15 protein-coding genes are annotated in these 15639 nt (G+C 74.9%); 1 reads left to right on the top strand and 14 read right to left on the bottom strand.

The features are described from left to right. Positions 1-81: 81 nt before the first annotated feature. Positions 82-348, bottom strand: a complete 267-nt coding sequence (locus tag K8Z61_RS09185) for a GlsB/YeaQ/YmgE family stress response membrane protein (RefSeq protein ID WP_224128700.1) — start codon at positions 346-348, stop codon at positions 82-84. Positions 349-468: 120 nt separating this feature from the next. Here K8Z61_RS09185 and K8Z61_RS09180 point away from each other — a divergent pair, with 120 nt between their 5' ends. Beyond that, positions 469-1173 (top strand): YoaK family protein, encoded by a 705-nt coding sequence (locus K8Z61_RS09180; RefSeq protein ID WP_224128698.1) that lies wholly within the window; start codon positions 469-471, stop codon positions 1171-1173. 92 nt (positions 1174-1265) lie between these two features. On the opposite strand, the gene K8Z61_RS09175 is transcribed toward K8Z61_RS09180, so the two are convergent. The 13 genes from K8Z61_RS09175 to pucL form a co-directional block, all read right to left on the bottom strand. After that, positions 1266-2057, bottom strand: coding sequence for an SDR family oxidoreductase (locus K8Z61_RS09175; protein WP_224128696.1), 792 nt, complete (start codon positions 2055-2057; stop codon positions 1266-1268). A 113-nt stretch (positions 2058-2170) separates the two neighbouring features. Continuing rightward, positions 2171-2989, bottom strand: a complete 819-nt coding sequence (locus K8Z61_RS09170; protein ID WP_224128693.1) for an ABC transporter permease — start codon at positions 2987-2989, stop codon at positions 2171-2173. Then, positions 2986-3822, bottom strand: a complete 837-nt coding sequence (locus tag K8Z61_RS09165; protein WP_224128691.1) for an ABC transporter permease — start codon at positions 3820-3822, stop codon at positions 2986-2988. The genes K8Z61_RS09170 and K8Z61_RS09165 overlap by 4 nt, the downstream gene beginning before the upstream one ends. Next, a complete protein-coding gene (locus K8Z61_RS09160) occupies positions 3822-4712 on the bottom strand; it encodes an ABC transporter ATP-binding protein (RefSeq protein WP_224128688.1) in 891 nt (296 codons plus the stop codon). Before K8Z61_RS09160 ends, K8Z61_RS09165 begins: the two co-directional genes overlap by 1 nt. 8 nt (positions 4713-4720) lie before the next feature. Then, positions 4721-5827 carry an ABC transporter substrate-binding protein gene (locus K8Z61_RS09155; RefSeq protein ID WP_224128686.1) on the bottom strand — a complete coding sequence of 369 codons (1107 nt, stop codon included), beginning with the start codon at positions 5825-5827 and terminating at the stop codon, positions 4721-4723. Positions 5828-6001: 174 nt separating this feature from the next. Next, a complete protein-coding gene (locus K8Z61_RS09150; RefSeq protein WP_308116767.1) occupies positions 6002-6475 on the bottom strand; it encodes a nucleoside deaminase in 474 nt (157 codons plus the stop codon). Continuing rightward, positions 6472-9207, bottom strand: coding sequence for a molybdopterin cofactor-binding domain-containing protein (locus K8Z61_RS09145; protein WP_224128684.1), 2736 nt, complete (start codon positions 9205-9207; stop codon positions 6472-6474). The genes K8Z61_RS09150 and K8Z61_RS09145 overlap by 4 nt, the downstream gene beginning before the upstream one ends. Then, complete coding sequence (locus tag K8Z61_RS09140; protein WP_224128682.1) at positions 9204-9986, bottom strand: FAD binding domain-containing protein; 783 nt, start codon at positions 9984-9986, stop codon at positions 9204-9206. Before K8Z61_RS09140 ends, K8Z61_RS09145 begins: the two co-directional genes overlap by 4 nt. Continuing rightward, positions 9986-10858 (bottom strand): MurR/RpiR family transcriptional regulator, encoded by an 873-nt coding sequence (locus K8Z61_RS09135; RefSeq protein WP_224128679.1) that lies wholly within the window; start codon positions 10856-10858, stop codon positions 9986-9988. Before K8Z61_RS09135 ends, K8Z61_RS09140 begins: the two co-directional genes overlap by 1 nt. Next, entirely contained in the window at positions 10855-12132 is a 1278-nt protein-coding gene (locus tag K8Z61_RS09130) for an allantoate amidohydrolase (RefSeq protein ID WP_224128677.1), read from the bottom strand. The genes K8Z61_RS09135 and K8Z61_RS09130 overlap by 4 nt, the downstream gene beginning before the upstream one ends. After that, complete coding sequence (locus K8Z61_RS09125; protein WP_224128674.1) at positions 12129-13340, bottom strand: alanine--glyoxylate aminotransferase family protein; 1212 nt, start codon at positions 13338-13340, stop codon at positions 12129-12131. The genes K8Z61_RS09130 and K8Z61_RS09125 overlap by 4 nt, the downstream gene beginning before the upstream one ends. Next, positions 13337-14773: an allantoinase AllB gene (allB, locus tag K8Z61_RS09120; protein ID WP_224128672.1), complete on the bottom strand. Its 1437-nt coding sequence runs from the start codon at positions 14771-14773 to the stop codon at positions 13337-13339. Before allB ends, K8Z61_RS09125 begins: the two co-directional genes overlap by 4 nt. Beyond that, positions 14770-15639, bottom strand: coding sequence for a factor-independent urate hydroxylase (gene pucL / locus K8Z61_RS09115; protein WP_224128670.1), 870 nt, complete (start codon positions 15637-15639; stop codon positions 14770-14772). The genes allB and pucL overlap by 4 nt, the downstream gene beginning before the upstream one ends.

The following is a 15639-nucleotide window of genomic DNA, read 5'->3' as shown; positions in this document are numbered from 1 at the left end:
GGCTCCGGACGCGACTCCGCCCCGCGACCGGGTGGTGCGCCCCGGTCGCGGGGCGGAGTGCCTCAGGGCGTCGAGCGGTGCTCAGACGTGGTGGCGCTTGCCGACGGTGTTCTCGGCGACGCCGATCAGGGCCACCGCGGCGATGACGGCCACGATGAAGCCGAGGATGTTGAGCTCGAAGATGTCGCCGGTGCCCAGCAGGCTCGCGACGACGCCGCCGATCAGCGCGCCGACGACGCCGAGGCCCAGGGTGCCCGCCACGCCGAGCGCCTGACGGCCGGGCTTGATGAGGCGCGCGAGCGCGCCGATGATCAGGCCGACGACGAGCAGACCGATGAGGTTGAACATGTGATTCCTCCTGTGGGACGGATGGTGCGTGGGTGGGTCTCCTACCCAGCGACGATCGTCACGGATCCACCCGCGGGGGTGACGGGCGCGCGAGGCCCGCGCTCCGACAGAATCGCGCCCGTGACCCGCCTCGCCGCCGTCCCCGCCGACCGCCTCCACCTGTGGCTGATGCTCGTGCTCACCTTCACCACCGGCATCGTCGACGCCGTCGGCTACCTCGGCCTCGACCGCGTCTTCACCGGCAACATGACCGGCAACGTGGTCATCCTCGGCATGGCGCTCGTCGGCGGCGACGGCCTGCCGATCCTCGGCCCGGCGCTCGCGCTGCTCGGCTTCATGGCCGGCGCCGCGCTGGGCGGTCGGGTGCTGCGGCGGGCCGGCGTCGCCTGGACCTCGCGCACCACCGTCCTCTTCGCGCTCGTCGGCGTGGTGACGCTGGGGCTCGCGGTGCTGCTGCTCGTCGACGGCGAGGAGCCGGCCCGGGCGGTCGGCGTCACCGTCACGACGCTGCTCGGCGCGGTCATGGGCGTCCAGGCCGCGACCGCCCGGGTGATCGCGGTCAAGGACGTCACGACCGTCGTCGTCACCTCCACCATCACCGGCCTGGCCGCCGACTCGGTGCTCGGCAGCGGCAAGGCCCGTGCGGCGGGCGGCGGCTCCGGGCGTCGCTTCCTCGCCGTCGCGCTGATCCTCGCCGGCGCCGCCGCCGGAGCCGCCCTGCTGCAGTGGCACCTCGGCGCCGGCCTGGTGCTCGCAGGCGTGCTGATCGTCGGCGTCACGCTCGTCGGCGGGCTGCACGCGCGGGCGTCCGTCGGCGCGGCCTGACGCATGTAACGCGGAGTCCCGTGAACCTCCCACCAGTCACAAGGGGTGGTCAGTTCACGGGACTCCGCGTTACAAGGGGCCCGTGGCCCGGCTCAGGAGTGGGCGAGCCGCTTGTTCACCAGTCGCGTGAGCCACGCGGGGGAGAAGCGGGAGCCGAGGGAGAGCACGGTGCTCTGCGTGCCGACCGGGTAGTGCACCTGGTGCAGGGTGCGGCGCACGGTCGACGGCTCGACGGCGGCGCGGATGGTGTTCGCGACGTCCTGGGGCCCCAGGCGGATGCCGAGAGTGTCGGTGGTGCCGGTGGCGATGTCGGCGGTCATCGCGGTCTCGACGAACAGCGGCCAGATCGCCACGACCCGGATGCCGTGGGCGCCCCACTCCAGGTCGAGGGCCTCGGAGAGGCCGCGGACGAAGAACTTGGTGGCCGAGTAGTTCGCCAGCTCGGCCTGGCCGTAGATGGCCGAGGCGGAGGCCAGGTTGACCATCACCGAGCCGGGGGTGGCCTTGAGGTGCCGGAAGCCGGCGTGCGCGCCGTTGACGACGCCCTTGACGTTGATGTCGATCTCCAGGTGGTGGGTGGCCACCGACATGTCGACGAACTGCCCGGCGCGCAGGATGCCGGCGTTGTTGACCAGCACGTCCAGGCGTCCGGTCTGCTCGACGAACCCGTCGACCGCGGCCGCGAAGGCGTCGGCGTCGGTGACGTCGAGGCGACCGGTGATCGCGCGGGCGCCGAGGGCCTCGACCTCCGCGGCGAGGGTCGCCAGACCGGCCTCGTCGATGTCGTAGCCGCCGATCGTCCAGCCCTCGCGGGCGAAGGTGAGGGCGGTGGTGCGGCCGATGCCGGCGGCCGCGCCGGTGATGAGGATGGTCCGGGTGGTCATGGTGGACAGTCGTACCAGAACGTCCGGTCATCGGACGCCCGCGTCCCATCAGTCATCGGGTGACGCTCGTCATCACACCGCGCGGCCGGATCGACGGCGAGGCGACCTGTCCGTCAGGACCGCTGGGCGGCCAGGCCGAAGCGGGCCAGGACGAGCCCCTCGAGCAGCTGCGCGACGGCGTAGAGCAGCACCGAGGCGAGGGTCAGCACCACCAGCAGCGACCACACGAGGTCGTACTGGTAGAGCGCGAGGCCCTGGTTGATCGCCTTCCCGACGCTGTCGGGGGTCGTGTAGAACTCCGCGATCAGCGCGCCGGTGATCGCGCCGGGCACCGAGATCCGGATCGCGGCGAAGACCGACGGGACCGCCGACGGGTAGGCGACCCGGCGCAGCACCGCCCAGGTGCCGCCGCCGTAGACGTGCACGACGTCGCTCATCTGCGGGGTCACCGAGCGGAGCCCGAAGGCGATCGTCACCAGCGCCGGGAAGAGCACGACGATGCCGCTCATCACCGCGACGGTCGCGAGGCCGTTGCCGAGCAGCAGGGTGATGATCGGGGCGAGGGCCACCAGCGGCACCGTGCGCACCAGCATCGCCACCGGCATGGTGGCCGCCTCGACGCCGCGGGAGAGGTAGGTGGCGGTGGCGATCGCGATCGCCGCGCCGAGGCCGGCGACGAAGCCGATGCCGGCGTCGAGCAGGGTCTGCCACAGCGGCGAGAGCACCGCGGTGCGGTTGGCCGGCGCCTTGCGGTCGACGAACAGGAACTCGTAGACGTCCTGCGGCTTGCGGGTGACCAGCGGGCTGACGTCGGCCAGGTGCAGCACCAGCAGCCACAGGCCGACCAGGCTGGCCAGCACGAACGCCAGGTTGAACAGCGGACGTCCGACCGGACGCACGGCGCGGACGACCGCGCTCGAGGTCGCGCTCATCGCGGGGCCCCCGTCGCCCAGGGCGTCACGAGGCGGCCGAGCAGGCCGATGGCGGCATAGGCCGCGCCGGAGACGATCGCGCAGGTGATGCCGAGCGACCACGCCAGCGCGGTCTCGCGGTTGTACTGCGCGAGGTAGAGCGAGGGCCCGACGCCGATCTCGAGGTGCTTGTCGAAGTACTCGCCGAGCAGCGCGCCCAGGTAGGCCGCGGGCGCGGCGATCTGGAGGGTGGTGAACAGGGCCGGCACCGCGGCGACCAGCCGCACCCGCCAGAACTGCTGGAGGCGTCCGCCGCCGTAGACCTCGACGACGTCGAGGCTCACCGGGTCGGCGGAGCGGAAGCCGAGCACCGCCCCGACGACGGTGGTGAAGATGACCGAGATGGCCGCCAGGTCGATGGCCGTGGCCGAGGTGCCGCCCCGCTCGGGGATCTCGTTGGCGACGATCAGGATCGGCGCGAGGACGACGATCGGCAGGCAGTAGGTGACCACCGCGAACTGCATGATCACCGGCGCCAGGAGGGGCACCAGCAGGACGAGCACGGCCAGCGCCAGGGCGATCGCGACGCCGTAGACGTAGCCGGTGGCCGCCTCCTGCAGGGTCACCGAGAAGATCCGCCGGTAGTAGCCGAAGCCGCGCTCCTCGAAGGTGCGCAGCACGTCGAGCGGCGTCGGCACCTGGTTGTCGGCCAGGAACGTCGCGGCGCTGACCCACCACACGACGAGCAGGGCGACGATCGAGCCGCCGCCCACGCCGAGGGTGCGGACCCGCTCGGGCGAGAGCGCGAGGCGACGCCGGGCCGGTGCGGGGCCGAGGGCGTGTGCGCCGGCCATCAGCTGCCGGCCTCGACCGCCGCGCCGCCGTCGCCGAAGAGCAGCTCGGAGGCGCGGTCGTGCAGGGCGTGGAACTCGGGGGTGCGCATCATGTCGGGGGTGCGCGGACGCGGCAGGTCGACGTCGATGACCTCCTTGACCCGACCCGGGCGCGGGCTCATCACCGCGACCTCGTCGGAGAGGAAGATCGCCTCGCTGATGCCGTGGGTGACCATCAGCGTCGTGGCCGGCTTCTCGGTCCAGATGCGCAGCAGCTCGAGGTTGAGCCGCTGCCGGGTCATGTCGTCGAGCGCGCCGAACGGCTCGTCGAGCAGCAGGACGCTCGGCTTGACGACCAGCGCGCGGGCGATCGAGACCCGCTGGCGCATGCCGCCGGAGAGCTGTCCGGGCTTGGCCTTCTCGAACCCCTCGAGGCCGACGAGCCGGATGAGCTCGCGGACGAGGTCGTCGTCGGCCTGGGTGCCCGACACCTGGAACGGCAGGCGGATGTTGGACTCCACGCTGCGCCACGGCAGCAGGGCGGAGTCCTGGAAGGCGATGCCGAGCTCGTGGTCGCGGCGCAGCTCGCGGGGGGTCTTCCCGTCGACGAGCGCGGTGCCGGTCGTCGGCTCCTCGAGGCCGGCGAGGATCCGCAGGATCGTCGACTTGCCGCAGCCCGAGGGGCCGAGCAGCGAGAGGAAGCTGCCGCGGTCGGTGAACAGGGTGGTGTCCTGCAGCGCCACGACCTCCTTGCCGCGGCCCACGGAGAAGGTCTTGGACAGGTGCTCGATGCGGACGCCGGTGCCGGTGCTGCCGGACGTCGGGGCGGACGCGGCGGGCGCGCCGGCGGCGCCGGAGCCGACCACGGGGGTCGACTCCGGCGCCGCGCTGGTGGTGACGGGCTCGGTCACGGCCTCGCTCAGCCCTTGAGGTCGGGGTTGTCGGCGTAGACCTTCTCGATGATCGAGGTGTCGAAGAGCTCCTCGGCGGTGATGTCGATGCCGGCCGCCTTCACCGAGGCGATGTTCTTCTCGATCAGGTCGGGGCTGATCGTGAACAGGCCGTTGGCCTTGGTCTCGTCGGTGTTGACGAGCAGCTCGCACTGCTGCTTGGCCTGCTCGACCTCCTTCTTCAGCTCCAGCGGCGGGTCGATGTCCTTGCCGTACTTCTCGACCGCGAGCTTCGCGCCGGCCTCGTAGCCGGTGTCGCCGTCGCAGGCGTCCTTCCAGCCCTCGATCTCGGCCTTGAGGAACGCCTCGACCTTCTCCGGGCTGTTCTTGATCATGTCGTCGGTGGTGATGACGGTCTCGGCCACGAACGGCAGGTTGTTGTCGGCGAAGGGCAGGTCGACGGTGTCGAACCCGTGGCCCTTGACCAGCAGCGACTCGTTGGTCAGGTAGGCGACCAGGCCGTCGATCTGCTTGTCCTCCAGCGGCGCGACGTCGAAGGAGTTCGGGACGATGGTCAGGCACTTCTCGTCGATGCCGTTGGCGGAGAGGAACGCCTTGAACAGCGAGAGGTTGGGGTCCTGGACGCCGATCTTCTTGCCGCACAGGTCCTGCGGGGTCTTGATGTCGCCCTTGTCGGCCAGCGAGAGGATCGAGAACGGGTTCTTCTGGTAGGTGGCGCCGACGATCTTCAGCGGGAAGCCCGAGTTGGCGATCGCCGCGGCCGTCGAGACGGCGTTGCTCAGGCCGAAGTCGGCCTTGCCGGTGGCCACGACCTCCTCCTGCGCCACAGGGCCGGGCAGGAAGGTGACCTTCGAGAAGCCGGCCTTCTCGTAGTAGCCGGAGTCGTCGGCGATGAACTCGCCGGCGAACTCGGCGTTCTTGATCCAGGAGAACTGCACGGACGTCTCGCCGAGGCTGCCGGCCGCGGGGGCGCCGCTGGCGGGGGCGTCGCCGGCGGTGCTGTCGCCGCCGTCGGAGCCGCAGGCGGTGAGGGCGAGCGCGCCGGCGGCGAGCAGGGCGGCGAGGCGGACGCCGGTGCGGCGGGCGGGGCGCGGCCCGGTCTGGGGCAGGGTCATGGAGGAGCTCCTCGTGGGGGTGCGGCATCGATCGCACGGTGGACGGATCCGAGACGCCACGGACGTTAGGAACGGGGCGTTGCAGTCTCGGACAGAGAGCGTTTCCGCCGCGTTAAAACTCGGGTTTCAGTGGCCCGGTGTGATGAAACGCGCTTCGCCGTCGCGCTCAGCGCCTCAGTAGTGCGTGCGGTCGCCCTTGGCCAGCCACGCCTCGAACGGCGCGAACGCGCCGGGCACCGCGAGGGCGCCCACCGGCGTCGGCCAGGTGTCGCGGGGCTGCTCGAAGAGGGCGTAGAACGCCTGGTCGTCGAAGCCGCCGCGCGCGGCGTCGACCCGGTCGGCGGCGAACACGACCCGATCGACCCGTGCCCACAGCGAGGCGGCCAGGCACAGGGGGCACGGCTCGCAGGAGGCGTAGAGGGTGGCGCCGGCGAGGGAGAAGTCGCCGGCGTCGGCGCAGGCGCGCCGGATGGCCACCACCTCGGCGTGGGCGGTCGGGTCGAGATCGCGGGTGACGCGGTTCTGGCCCTCGGCCAGCACCGCCCCGTCGCGCACGATCACCGCGCCGAACGGGCCGCCGCCGGCGGCGACGTTCTCGGTGGCCAGCGCGATCGCGCGCTCGAGCCAGCGGTGGTGGTCGTGGGTCATGGCGTCTCCCGGGTGGTGGGCTCGGCTGGTTCGGCGGGCGCGTCCAGGAGCCGCCAGAGCCGGTCGCGGCTCATCGGCAGCTCGTGCGGACGGCGTCCGGTGGCGTCGCGGACGGCGTTGGCGACCGCGGGCGCGACGGGGTTGTAGGGCGCCTCGCTCATCGACTTCGCCCCGCCGGGGCCGAGCGGGTCGTGCGTGTCGGCCAGCAGGACGACGGTCTCCGGCACGTCGCCGAGCTGCGGCACGCGGTAGTCGCGCAGCGTCCGGGTGGTGACGACGCCGTCGCGCAGCACGATCTCCTCGGTGAGCGCGCTGCCCAGGGCCTGCGCCACGCCGCCCTCGATCTGGCCGCGCAGCTGCTCGGGGTTGAGCACCCGGCCGGCGTCGGCGGCGTGCACCGAGCGCAGGATCCGCAGCTCGCCGGTGGCGGGCCGCACCGCGACCCGCACGCCGTGCACGTTGTAGGCCACCGAGCGCGGCGTCCCGTGGTGGCTGCCCTCGGCCCGCAGGGGCGCGTCCGGCGTGGGTCGCTCGCCGGCCGCCAGGCGCTCGGCGAGCGCGCGCGCCGCGGCCGCGACGGCGCCGCCGGCGACGACCGAGCCGGTGGAGCCGTAGGCGCCGGTGTCGTGGACGCAGGCGTCGGTGTCGCTCGCGTGCACCCGCAGGCGGTGCGGCTCGTCCCAGGGCGCGTGGCCGGCCAGCGCCTCGGCGACGATCTGGCGGTGGACGGTGGCCGAGCCGTTGCCGAACTCCGCGCTGCCGACCTCGAGCAGGAGCGTGCCGTCCGCGTGCGCGGCGAGCGCGGCGGTGGCGTGGTGGCCGCGCGGCGGGATGGTGGCGATCATCGCCGCGGCCAGGCCCTCGCCGACCAGCCAGCCCCCGCCGTCGAGGTCGAGCGCGTCCGGCGCGGCGTCGGGCTCGCCCAGGGCGGCCTCGACCAGGTCGAGGCACTGCAGCACGCCGTCGCCGTGCAGCTCGACGTCGGTGTCGGCCGGGCCGTTCACGATCAGCCCGTCGCCCGGCCGGACGACGTTGCGCCGCCGGATCTCGGCGGGCGTCAGGCCGAGCTCGCGAGCGAGGTCGTCGAGGGCCGACTCGATCGCGAAGACCACCTGGCCCAGGCCGTACCCGCGGAAGGCGCCGGAGGGCGGCTGATGGGTGTAGACGGCCTCGGCGTCGACCCGCTTGCTCGCGCAGCGGTAGAGCGCCACCGACTCGTGGACGCCGTGGAACAGGACGCCGGCGGCGTGGTTGCCGTAGGCGCCGGTGTCGGAGAGCACGTCGAGCCGCATCGCGGTCAGGACGCCCTCGGCGTCGGCGCCGAGCTCGACCTCCACGCGCATCGGGTGCCGCACGGGCACCTGGGTCAGCTGCTGCTCGCGGGTGAGGTCCAGCTGCACCGCCGGCGGCCGCTCGCCACGGGCGCGGGCCTGCTCGGCCAGGCGCAGCACGGCCAGGGCGACGACGTCCTCGACGAGCATCTCCTGCTTGCCGCCGAAGCCGCCGCCGACCCGGGCGGCGTGCACCCGCACCTGCTCGCGGGGCAGGCCGAGCACGTGCGCGAGCTCGTCGCGCACCAGGAACGGCACCTGCGTGGAGGTCCGCACGTGCAGGCGTCCGTCGTGCTCGTCGAGCCAGGCCACCGCGCCGTGGGTCTCCAGCGCGACGTGGGTGACCCGGGCGGTGCGCCAGGTGCCGTGCACGCGGGCGTGCGCGGCGGCCAGGCCGGCCTCGACGTCGCCGACCTCGCCGTGCGTCTGGGCCACCACGTTGCGGTGCGGCTCGCTGATGCGGTGCGTGACGGCGTCCTTGTCGCCGTGCACGAGCGGGGCGCCGGGGGCCCGGGCCGCCTCGGGGTCGACGACGTGCGGCAGCACCTCGTAGTCGACCTCGACCAGCCGGGCGGCGGCCTCGGCCTCGGCCACCGACGCGGCCACCACGACCGCGACCCGCTGCCCGTGGAACCGCACGACGTCGTCGAGCAGGCGGGTGTCGTCGGGGTCGTCGAGACGGCTCTCGTGCCGGGCGGTGGAGTAGAGCGTGGCGGGCGCGTCGCGGTGGGTGAGCACGAGTCGGACACCGGGGCTCGCCAGCGCGGCGGTGGCGTCGATGCGGCGGATCCGGGCGTGCGGGTGCGGGCTGGTGACGAGCACCGCGTGCAGCCGCGCGGCCGCGGGGTGGTCGGGCGGCAGGTCGAGGGTGTACGCGGCGCGACCGGTGACGATCTCCGGGCCGGCGGGGGCGGGGGTCGAGGTGCCGAGACCGCCGGCGGGGCCGACGTTGGTGCGTCCGGCGAGCGCGTCGCGGATCGAGCGGTAGCCCGTGCAGCGGCACAGGTTGCCCTTCCAGGTCTCGTCGGCCGCCGCGTCGGGACGCGGCGAGGCGTCGCCCTCCTCCAGCGCCGCCGCGGTGACCACCAGCCCGGCGGTGCAGAAGCCGCACTGGAACCCCTGGGCGTCGAGGAACCGCTGCTGCACCGGATGCGGGCGCTCGGGGGTGCCGAGACCGGCGGCCGTGGTGACGCACGCGCCGTCGCGCACCGCGCGGGCGGCCGGCACCAGGCAGGAGTGCCGCGGGGCGCCGTCGACGAGCACGGTGCAGGCGCCGCAGTCGCCGGCGTCGCAGCCCTTCTTCACCGCCAGGTGCCCGGCCTCGCGCAGGTAGGTGCGCAGGCACTGGCCCGGCCGCGGCGCGGCGTCGACCGGCACGCCGTCGACGGTCAGGCCGCTCATGCCGCGCTCCGGTCCAGGTCGGCCACGACCTCCGCGACCAGGCGGGCGGTCATCGCGGCCCGCCAGTCGGGGGCGCCGTGGGGATCGTCGAACCACGCGACGTCGTCGAGGGCGCGCGGGTCGCGGGGGTCGCGCTCGCCGTGCAGGACGACCGGGTGCGGCGTGGAGGCCGTGACGACGACCCGCGGTCCGGCCGGCGTCGCGACCCCGACCACCACCGCGGCCGAGCGGCCGTGCTCGGTGAGGGCGATGCGCCGCAGCGTGCTCGGGGCGGCCAGCATCGCCGGGGACACCTCGAGCGCGCGCAGCACCTCGCCGGGGGCCAGGTCGGTGCGGTGGTCGCCCACGACCAGCTCGGCCACCGGCACCCGGCGCTCGGCGCCGTCGGGCGTCCAGACCACCGCGGTGGCGGCCAGCCCGGCGAGCACCGAGGTCATGGCGGCGGCGGGCAGGCCGAGGCAGACGTTGCCGCCGACGGTGGCGACCTGCTGCACCTTGAACGACATCAGCAGCGCCGCGGCGCCGCGGGCGAACAGCGCCGACCGGCCGCTGGTGGCCAGGGTGGCGATCGGGCAGGTCGCGCCGATCCGCAGGCCCCCGTCGGGCAGCGGCTCGAGATCGGGCCAGCCGAGGGTGGTGAGGTCGACCAGCCCGCTGACCTGCGGGTGCGGGGTCGACATCAGCCAGGTGCCGCCGGCCAGCGGCGCCTCGCCCAGGGCGAGGTCGAGGTCGGCGCGCGTGCGGGCGCTGCGGAAGGACGTGACGGTGCCGAGGTCCATCACTCCACCTCGTCGAGCCGGCGGTAGGCGGCGGTGATCGCCGCGACCCGGGCCGCGCCGTCGTCGCGGGCCGCGAGGACGCCGTCGGCGAGCACGGCCACCAGGCCCATCGCGGCGGCGTAGGAGTCGAAGCCGAGCAGCCCCTCGAGCTCGCAGACGAGCTGGACGTCGGCATGCGCGGCGTGGGCCTGCGCCGAGGGATCGGCGAGCAGCACGACCGCGGCGCCCGTGCCCGCGGCCTCCGCGACGAACGCACCGAACCCGGCGGGACGACGCCGGAAGCCGACCGCGACGACCACGTCGTCCTCGCCGAGACCCACGAGCTCCTCGCCGCTGACCTGCCCCGGCAGCGGCGCGAGGCGCACGTCGGGACGCACGTGCGCCAGCTGCTGGCGCAGGTGCAGCGCGACCGGGTGGCTGTTGCGCCAGCCGGCCACGGTGACCGTGCGGGCCTCGGCCAGCAGCCGCACCGCCGCCGCCACGCCGGGCTGCTCGAGCGCCCGGCGCAGGTTGCCGGCCTCGGCGGCCAGGTGCGCGGAGAGGTCGGGGCCCACCGCCCCGGCGCCGGCGCGCAGGCGTCCGGGCTCGCCGCCGCGCAGACCCCGCAGGTGCTCGCGCACCTCGTCGAAGTCGGCGAAGCCGAGGCTGCGGAAGAGCCGGCTCATGGTCGCCTTCGACACCCCGGCGAGGTCGGCCAGCTCGGCGGCGCGGTAGGTGGCGAGGTCGTCGAGGTGGGCGACGAGGGTGGCCGCGGCCCGGCGCTCCTGCGGCGAGAGGGCGTGCCGCCGGGCGGCGATCCGCTCGTCGATCGGCAGGCGCGACCACGGGACGCCTGCGCCCTCGGCCCGGACGCCGGCCGGCGAGGCCGTCATCGCGCCCCGGCCCGCTGCGGCGCGGCCCCGGCGCGCACCGCGTCGGCCACGGCCACGACGGCGGCCTCGAGGGCGTCCAGGCCGGCGGCGACGTCGACCTCGCGGACGTCCTCGGCCGGGTGGTGGCTGATGCCGTCGAAGCAGCGCAGGAACAGCATGCCGATGTCGGTCACCGCGGCCATCGCCATCGCGTCGTGGCCCGCGCGGCTCCACAGGCCCATCGGGTCGAGGTCGCCCGTGGCGGCGATGCCGGCGACCACGGCCTCCTGCAGCCACGGCGCGCACGGGGCGGCGGGGGCGCGGTGGGTCTCGCGGGCCTCGAACCGCAGGCCGCGGGCGGTGCAGAGCGCGGAGATCTCCGCCTCCATCGCCTCCCACAACGCGTCGCGCTCCTCGTCGGTGGCCGCCCGCAGATCGAGGCTGAGGTCGGCCCGGCCGGCGATCACGTTGACCGCCCCCGGACGCGCCTCGATGCGTCCGACCGTCGCGATGCCGCCGCTCGCGCGGGCCAGCCGCTCGATCGCCGTGATCGCCTCGGCGGCGCCCACCAGGGCGTCCCGGCGGCGCGGGTAGGGCGTGCCGCCGGCGTGCCGGGCCTCGCCGAGCACGGTGAGGCGGAAGCGGCGGGCGCCGGCGATCGTCGTCACGTAGCCGAGCGAGGCGTCGGCCTCCTCCAGGTACGGGCCCTGCTCGATGTGCGCCTCGAGGTAGCCGACGAGGTCCTCGGGACGCCGGGCCGCCTCGCCGACGCGGCGCGGGTCGAGGCCGAAGGCGTGGAACGCCTCGTGCAGCGAGACGCCGTGGCGGTCGCGCAGGTCCCACCAGTCCTCGTCCCACTGGCCGGAGGCGGCCTTCGAGCCGAGCAGGGCGGTGCCGAACCGGGCGCCCTCCTCGTCGGAGAAGCCGATCAGCTCGAGCGCGAACGGCAGCTCGGCGAGCTCGCCGGCGGCGACCCGCCCGTCGATCCGGGCGATCACCTCCAGCGCCATGACGACGCCGAGCATGCCGTCGTAGGAGCCGGCGTCGGGCACGGTGTCGAGGTGGCTGCCGAGCAGCAGCGCGCGGGCGTCCGGCGGCAGGTCGGCGTCGCGCCGCGCGCACAGGTTGCCGGCGGCGTCGACCCAGGTGCGCAGCCCGGCGTCGCGGCACCAGCCGCCGACCAGCCGGTTGGCCGCGGCGTGCTCCGGCGTCAGGTGCGTGCGCTCCAGGCCGTCGGCGCGGGCCGAGAGCGTGTCGAGCTCGGCGCAGCGGGCGAGCACCTCGGCGGCGCTCACGCGTACACCTCGCGCGCGGCGCCCACGCCGGCGCCCGGCGTCACGGGGACGCCCGCGGCGCGCAGGGCCTGCTCGAGCACCGCCAGCGTGGTCAGCACGGCGTCGGTGCGGGCGTTGTAGCCCATCGTCCCGATCCGCCAGACCCGCCCGTGCAGCGGCCCGAAGCTGGTGCCGATCTCGAGGCCGTAGTCCTCCAGCAGCCCGGCGCGCACGGCGTCGCCGTCGACCCCGTCGGGGATGTGGACGGCCACGACGTTGGTCATCTTGTGCGCGACGTCGCCGAACACCTGCAGCCCGAGGCCCCGGACGCCGGCGAGCATCGCCTCCCCGTGCCGGCGGTGCCGGTCGATCGCCCGGTCGAGGCCCTCCTCGAGCAGGATCCGGGCGCACTCGCGCGCCCCGTAGAGCATGGTCGTGGCCTCGGTGTGGTGGTTGAGCCGACGCGGGCCCCAGTACTCCATGATCTGGGCGAGGTCGAGGTAGTTCGAGGCGATCCGGGCCCCGCGCGGCACGTCGTCGTCGGTGGCGATGCCGGCCTCGACGTGGCGGCGGGCCGCGATCAGCGCGGCGGCGCGCGGCGAGAGCGTGATCGGGGCGCTGCCCGACGGCCCGGCCAGGCACTTCTGCAGCCCGGCGGTGACGACGTCGAGCCCCCAGGCGTCGGCCGGCAGCTCGTTGCCGCCGAGCGAGGCGGTGGCGTCGCAGTAGAACAGCACGTCGTGACGCCGGCAGATCTCGCCGAGGTCGGCGAGCGGCTGGCACATGGTGGTGGAGGTGTCGCCCTGCACGGTGGCGAGCAGCTTCGGGCGCACCCGCACGACCGCCTCCTCGACGAGCTCGGCCGGCACCACCTCGCCCCACGGCACCTCGACGGTGTGCACCTCGGCGCGGCAGCGCTCGGCGATCTCGGTGAGCAGGTGGCCGAAGCGGCCGAAGACCGGCACCAGCACGCGGTCGCCCGGCTCGAGCAGCGAGACCAGCGCGGCCTCGATGCCGGCCCGCGAGGTGCCGTCGACCAGGAACGTGTGCTCGTTCTCCGTGACGAACACCTGCCGGTAGAGCGCCATCGTCTCGGTCATGTAGGCCGTCATCGCGGGGTCGTACTGGCCGACGAGCTGCGCCGACATCGCGCGCAGCACGCGGGGGTCGGCGGTGATCGGCCCCGGGCCCATGAGCAGGCGTGGGGGCGGGTCGATGGGCAGGCTCATGCGCGGGCCTCCTGGCGGGGTCGGGCGAGCCGCGAGCCGTCGCGCGGGAGGGCGTCGGGCTCGCGGGGCAGCAGGACGCCGGCGCGCACCGTCGCGGTGACGCTGCCGGGGTAGACGAGGCCGTCGTAGGCGGAGATCGGGTGGCGGTGGGCCAGCCGCGCGACGTCGACCGACCACGGCACCGCCTCGTCGAACACCGCGAGGTCGGCGTCCGCGCCCACCGCGAGCCGTCCCTTGGAGGTGAGGCCGACGAGGTCGGCGGGGTTGCGGGAGGTCCACCGGCTCACCTGCTCCAGGCCGAGCCCGCGGGCGCGCGCCTCGGCGGCCACCGCGGTCAGCCCGACCTGCAGGCCCGAGACGCCGCCCCAGGCCTGCTGCAGGTCGCCGTCGCCGCGCTCCTTCTCGGCCGCGTCGGCGGGGGAGTGGTCGCTGACGACCAGGTCGATCACGCCGTCGACGAGGCCGTCCCACAGCGCGTCGCGGTTGGCGTCGTCGCGGATCGGCGGGCAGCACTTGAACTGCGGTGCGGCGTCCGGGATGCCCTCGGCGCTCAGGCAGAGGTAGTGCGGGCAGGTCTCGACGGTGAGCGGCAGGCCCTCGGCGCGGGCCTCGGCGAGCAGCGGCAGGGCGCGGGCCGAGGAGAGGTGCAGCACGTGGGCCCGGGCGCCGGTCTCGCGCACGCCCTCGACCACCGCCGCGATCGCGGCCAGCTCGGCGTCCTCGGGCCGCGAGGCGAGGAAGTCGGCGTACGCGCGGGACGGCGGGGCCGGGGTCCGGGCCAGCACGGCGGCGTCCTCGGCGTGGACGATCAGCAGCGCGCCGAGCCGGGCCACCTCGACCAGCGCGGCCCGCAGGCCGGCGGCGTCCAGCGGCGGGAACTCCTCGACGCCCGAGGGCGAGAGGAAGCACTTGAAGCCGAGCACGCCGGCCTCCCAGAGCGGCTCGAGGTCGGCGAGGTTGCCGGGGATCGCGCCGCCCCAGAAGCCGACGTCGACGGCCAGCTGCCCGGCCGCGGCGTCGCGCTTGACCGCCAGGTGCGCGGCCGTCGTGGTGGGCGGCAGGGAGTTCAGCGGCATGTCGACGAGCGTCGTGACGCCGCCGAGCGCCGCCGCCGCCGTCGCCGAGGAGAACCCCTCCCAGTGGGTGCGGCCCGGCTCGTTGACGTGCACGTGGGTGTCGACGCCGCCGGGGAGCACGGCGGCGGCGTCGGGCGCCCGGAGCACCGTCGCGCCGCGGGCGCGCTCGGCCTCGAGCGCGGCGTCGAGCGAGCGGACGTCGGGGTGCTCCTCGATCGCGGCGATCCGGCCCTCGGCCAGCCGCAGCAGCGCGGGCACGCTGCGGACGCGGTCGGGCGCGGCGTCGTCGGCCACGAGCACGCGGGGGCCGGCGACGACGTCGAGCGGCCCGCCGGGGAGGGCGTCGCCCGGCGTCACGCGCCCTCCCGCAGGACCGTCGCCTGGATCAGGCCGTAGGGCCGGTCGGCGGCGACGAAGACCTCGCCGGGGTTGTCGAGGCCGAACGGCGCGAGGTCGACCAGGAAGTGGTGCTTGTTGGGGCAGCGCAGCGAGATCTCCGCGATCTCGGGGTGGGCCTCGAGCACGGCGCGACCCATCGCGTGGATGGTCTGCTGCAGGGCCAGGGAGTGCAGGTCGGCGAAGGTGGCGAGCAGGATCGCGCGCACCGAGGCGTAGGCGGCCTCGAGGTCGGCGTCGACGTGCGCGCCGGCCGCGTAGCGCCAGGTGGCGGTGAGGCTGGTGGCCAGGATGCGGTCGTCGGTCTCGGCCAGCGTCGTGTAGCGGTCGCGCGGGAACCCGTGGAACTCCGAGCCCGTGGACTTCAGCAGCACGCAGTCGGTGAGCCCGGCGTGCACTGTCACGGCCTCGCCCTCGCGGACGACGCGGGCCGTGCGCACCTCGCGTCCGGAGCGGACGAAGGAGTGGTCGTGCGGGCGTCCGTCGACCTCGATGCGCTCCCACGCATGCTGCTCCGCGCTGATCTCGGCCGCGCTGACCTGCGGGAACGTCTCGACGAAGTGGTCGGCGAGGGTGAGCAGGAACGGCTCGACGCCCGCGACGCCGTGCTCGCGGGCGAACGCGTACACGGTGTTCTTCTGGGTGTCGGTGGCCACGACCAGGCTGTTGTCGCCCTCGAGGTGGCAGGCCTCGAAGTCCCCGCGCAGCTGGGTGGTGACGGTCAGGTCGGTGATCGCGTGTCGCGCCGTGTCGCGCTCGACGCGCACCAGCCGGCACTCGGCCTTCCCGTACTGGTTCGCCCCGAGGACGATGTCGCCGTCGGCCAT

The sequence above is a fragment of the Nocardioides sp. TRM66260-LWL genome (assembly GCF_020075545.1).
GTDB lineage: Bacteria > Actinomycetota > Actinomycetes > Propionibacteriales > Nocardioidaceae > Nocardioides.
Note: the sequence above shows the minus strand (reverse complement) of the source record. Positions and strands in the feature narration are given on the sequence as shown.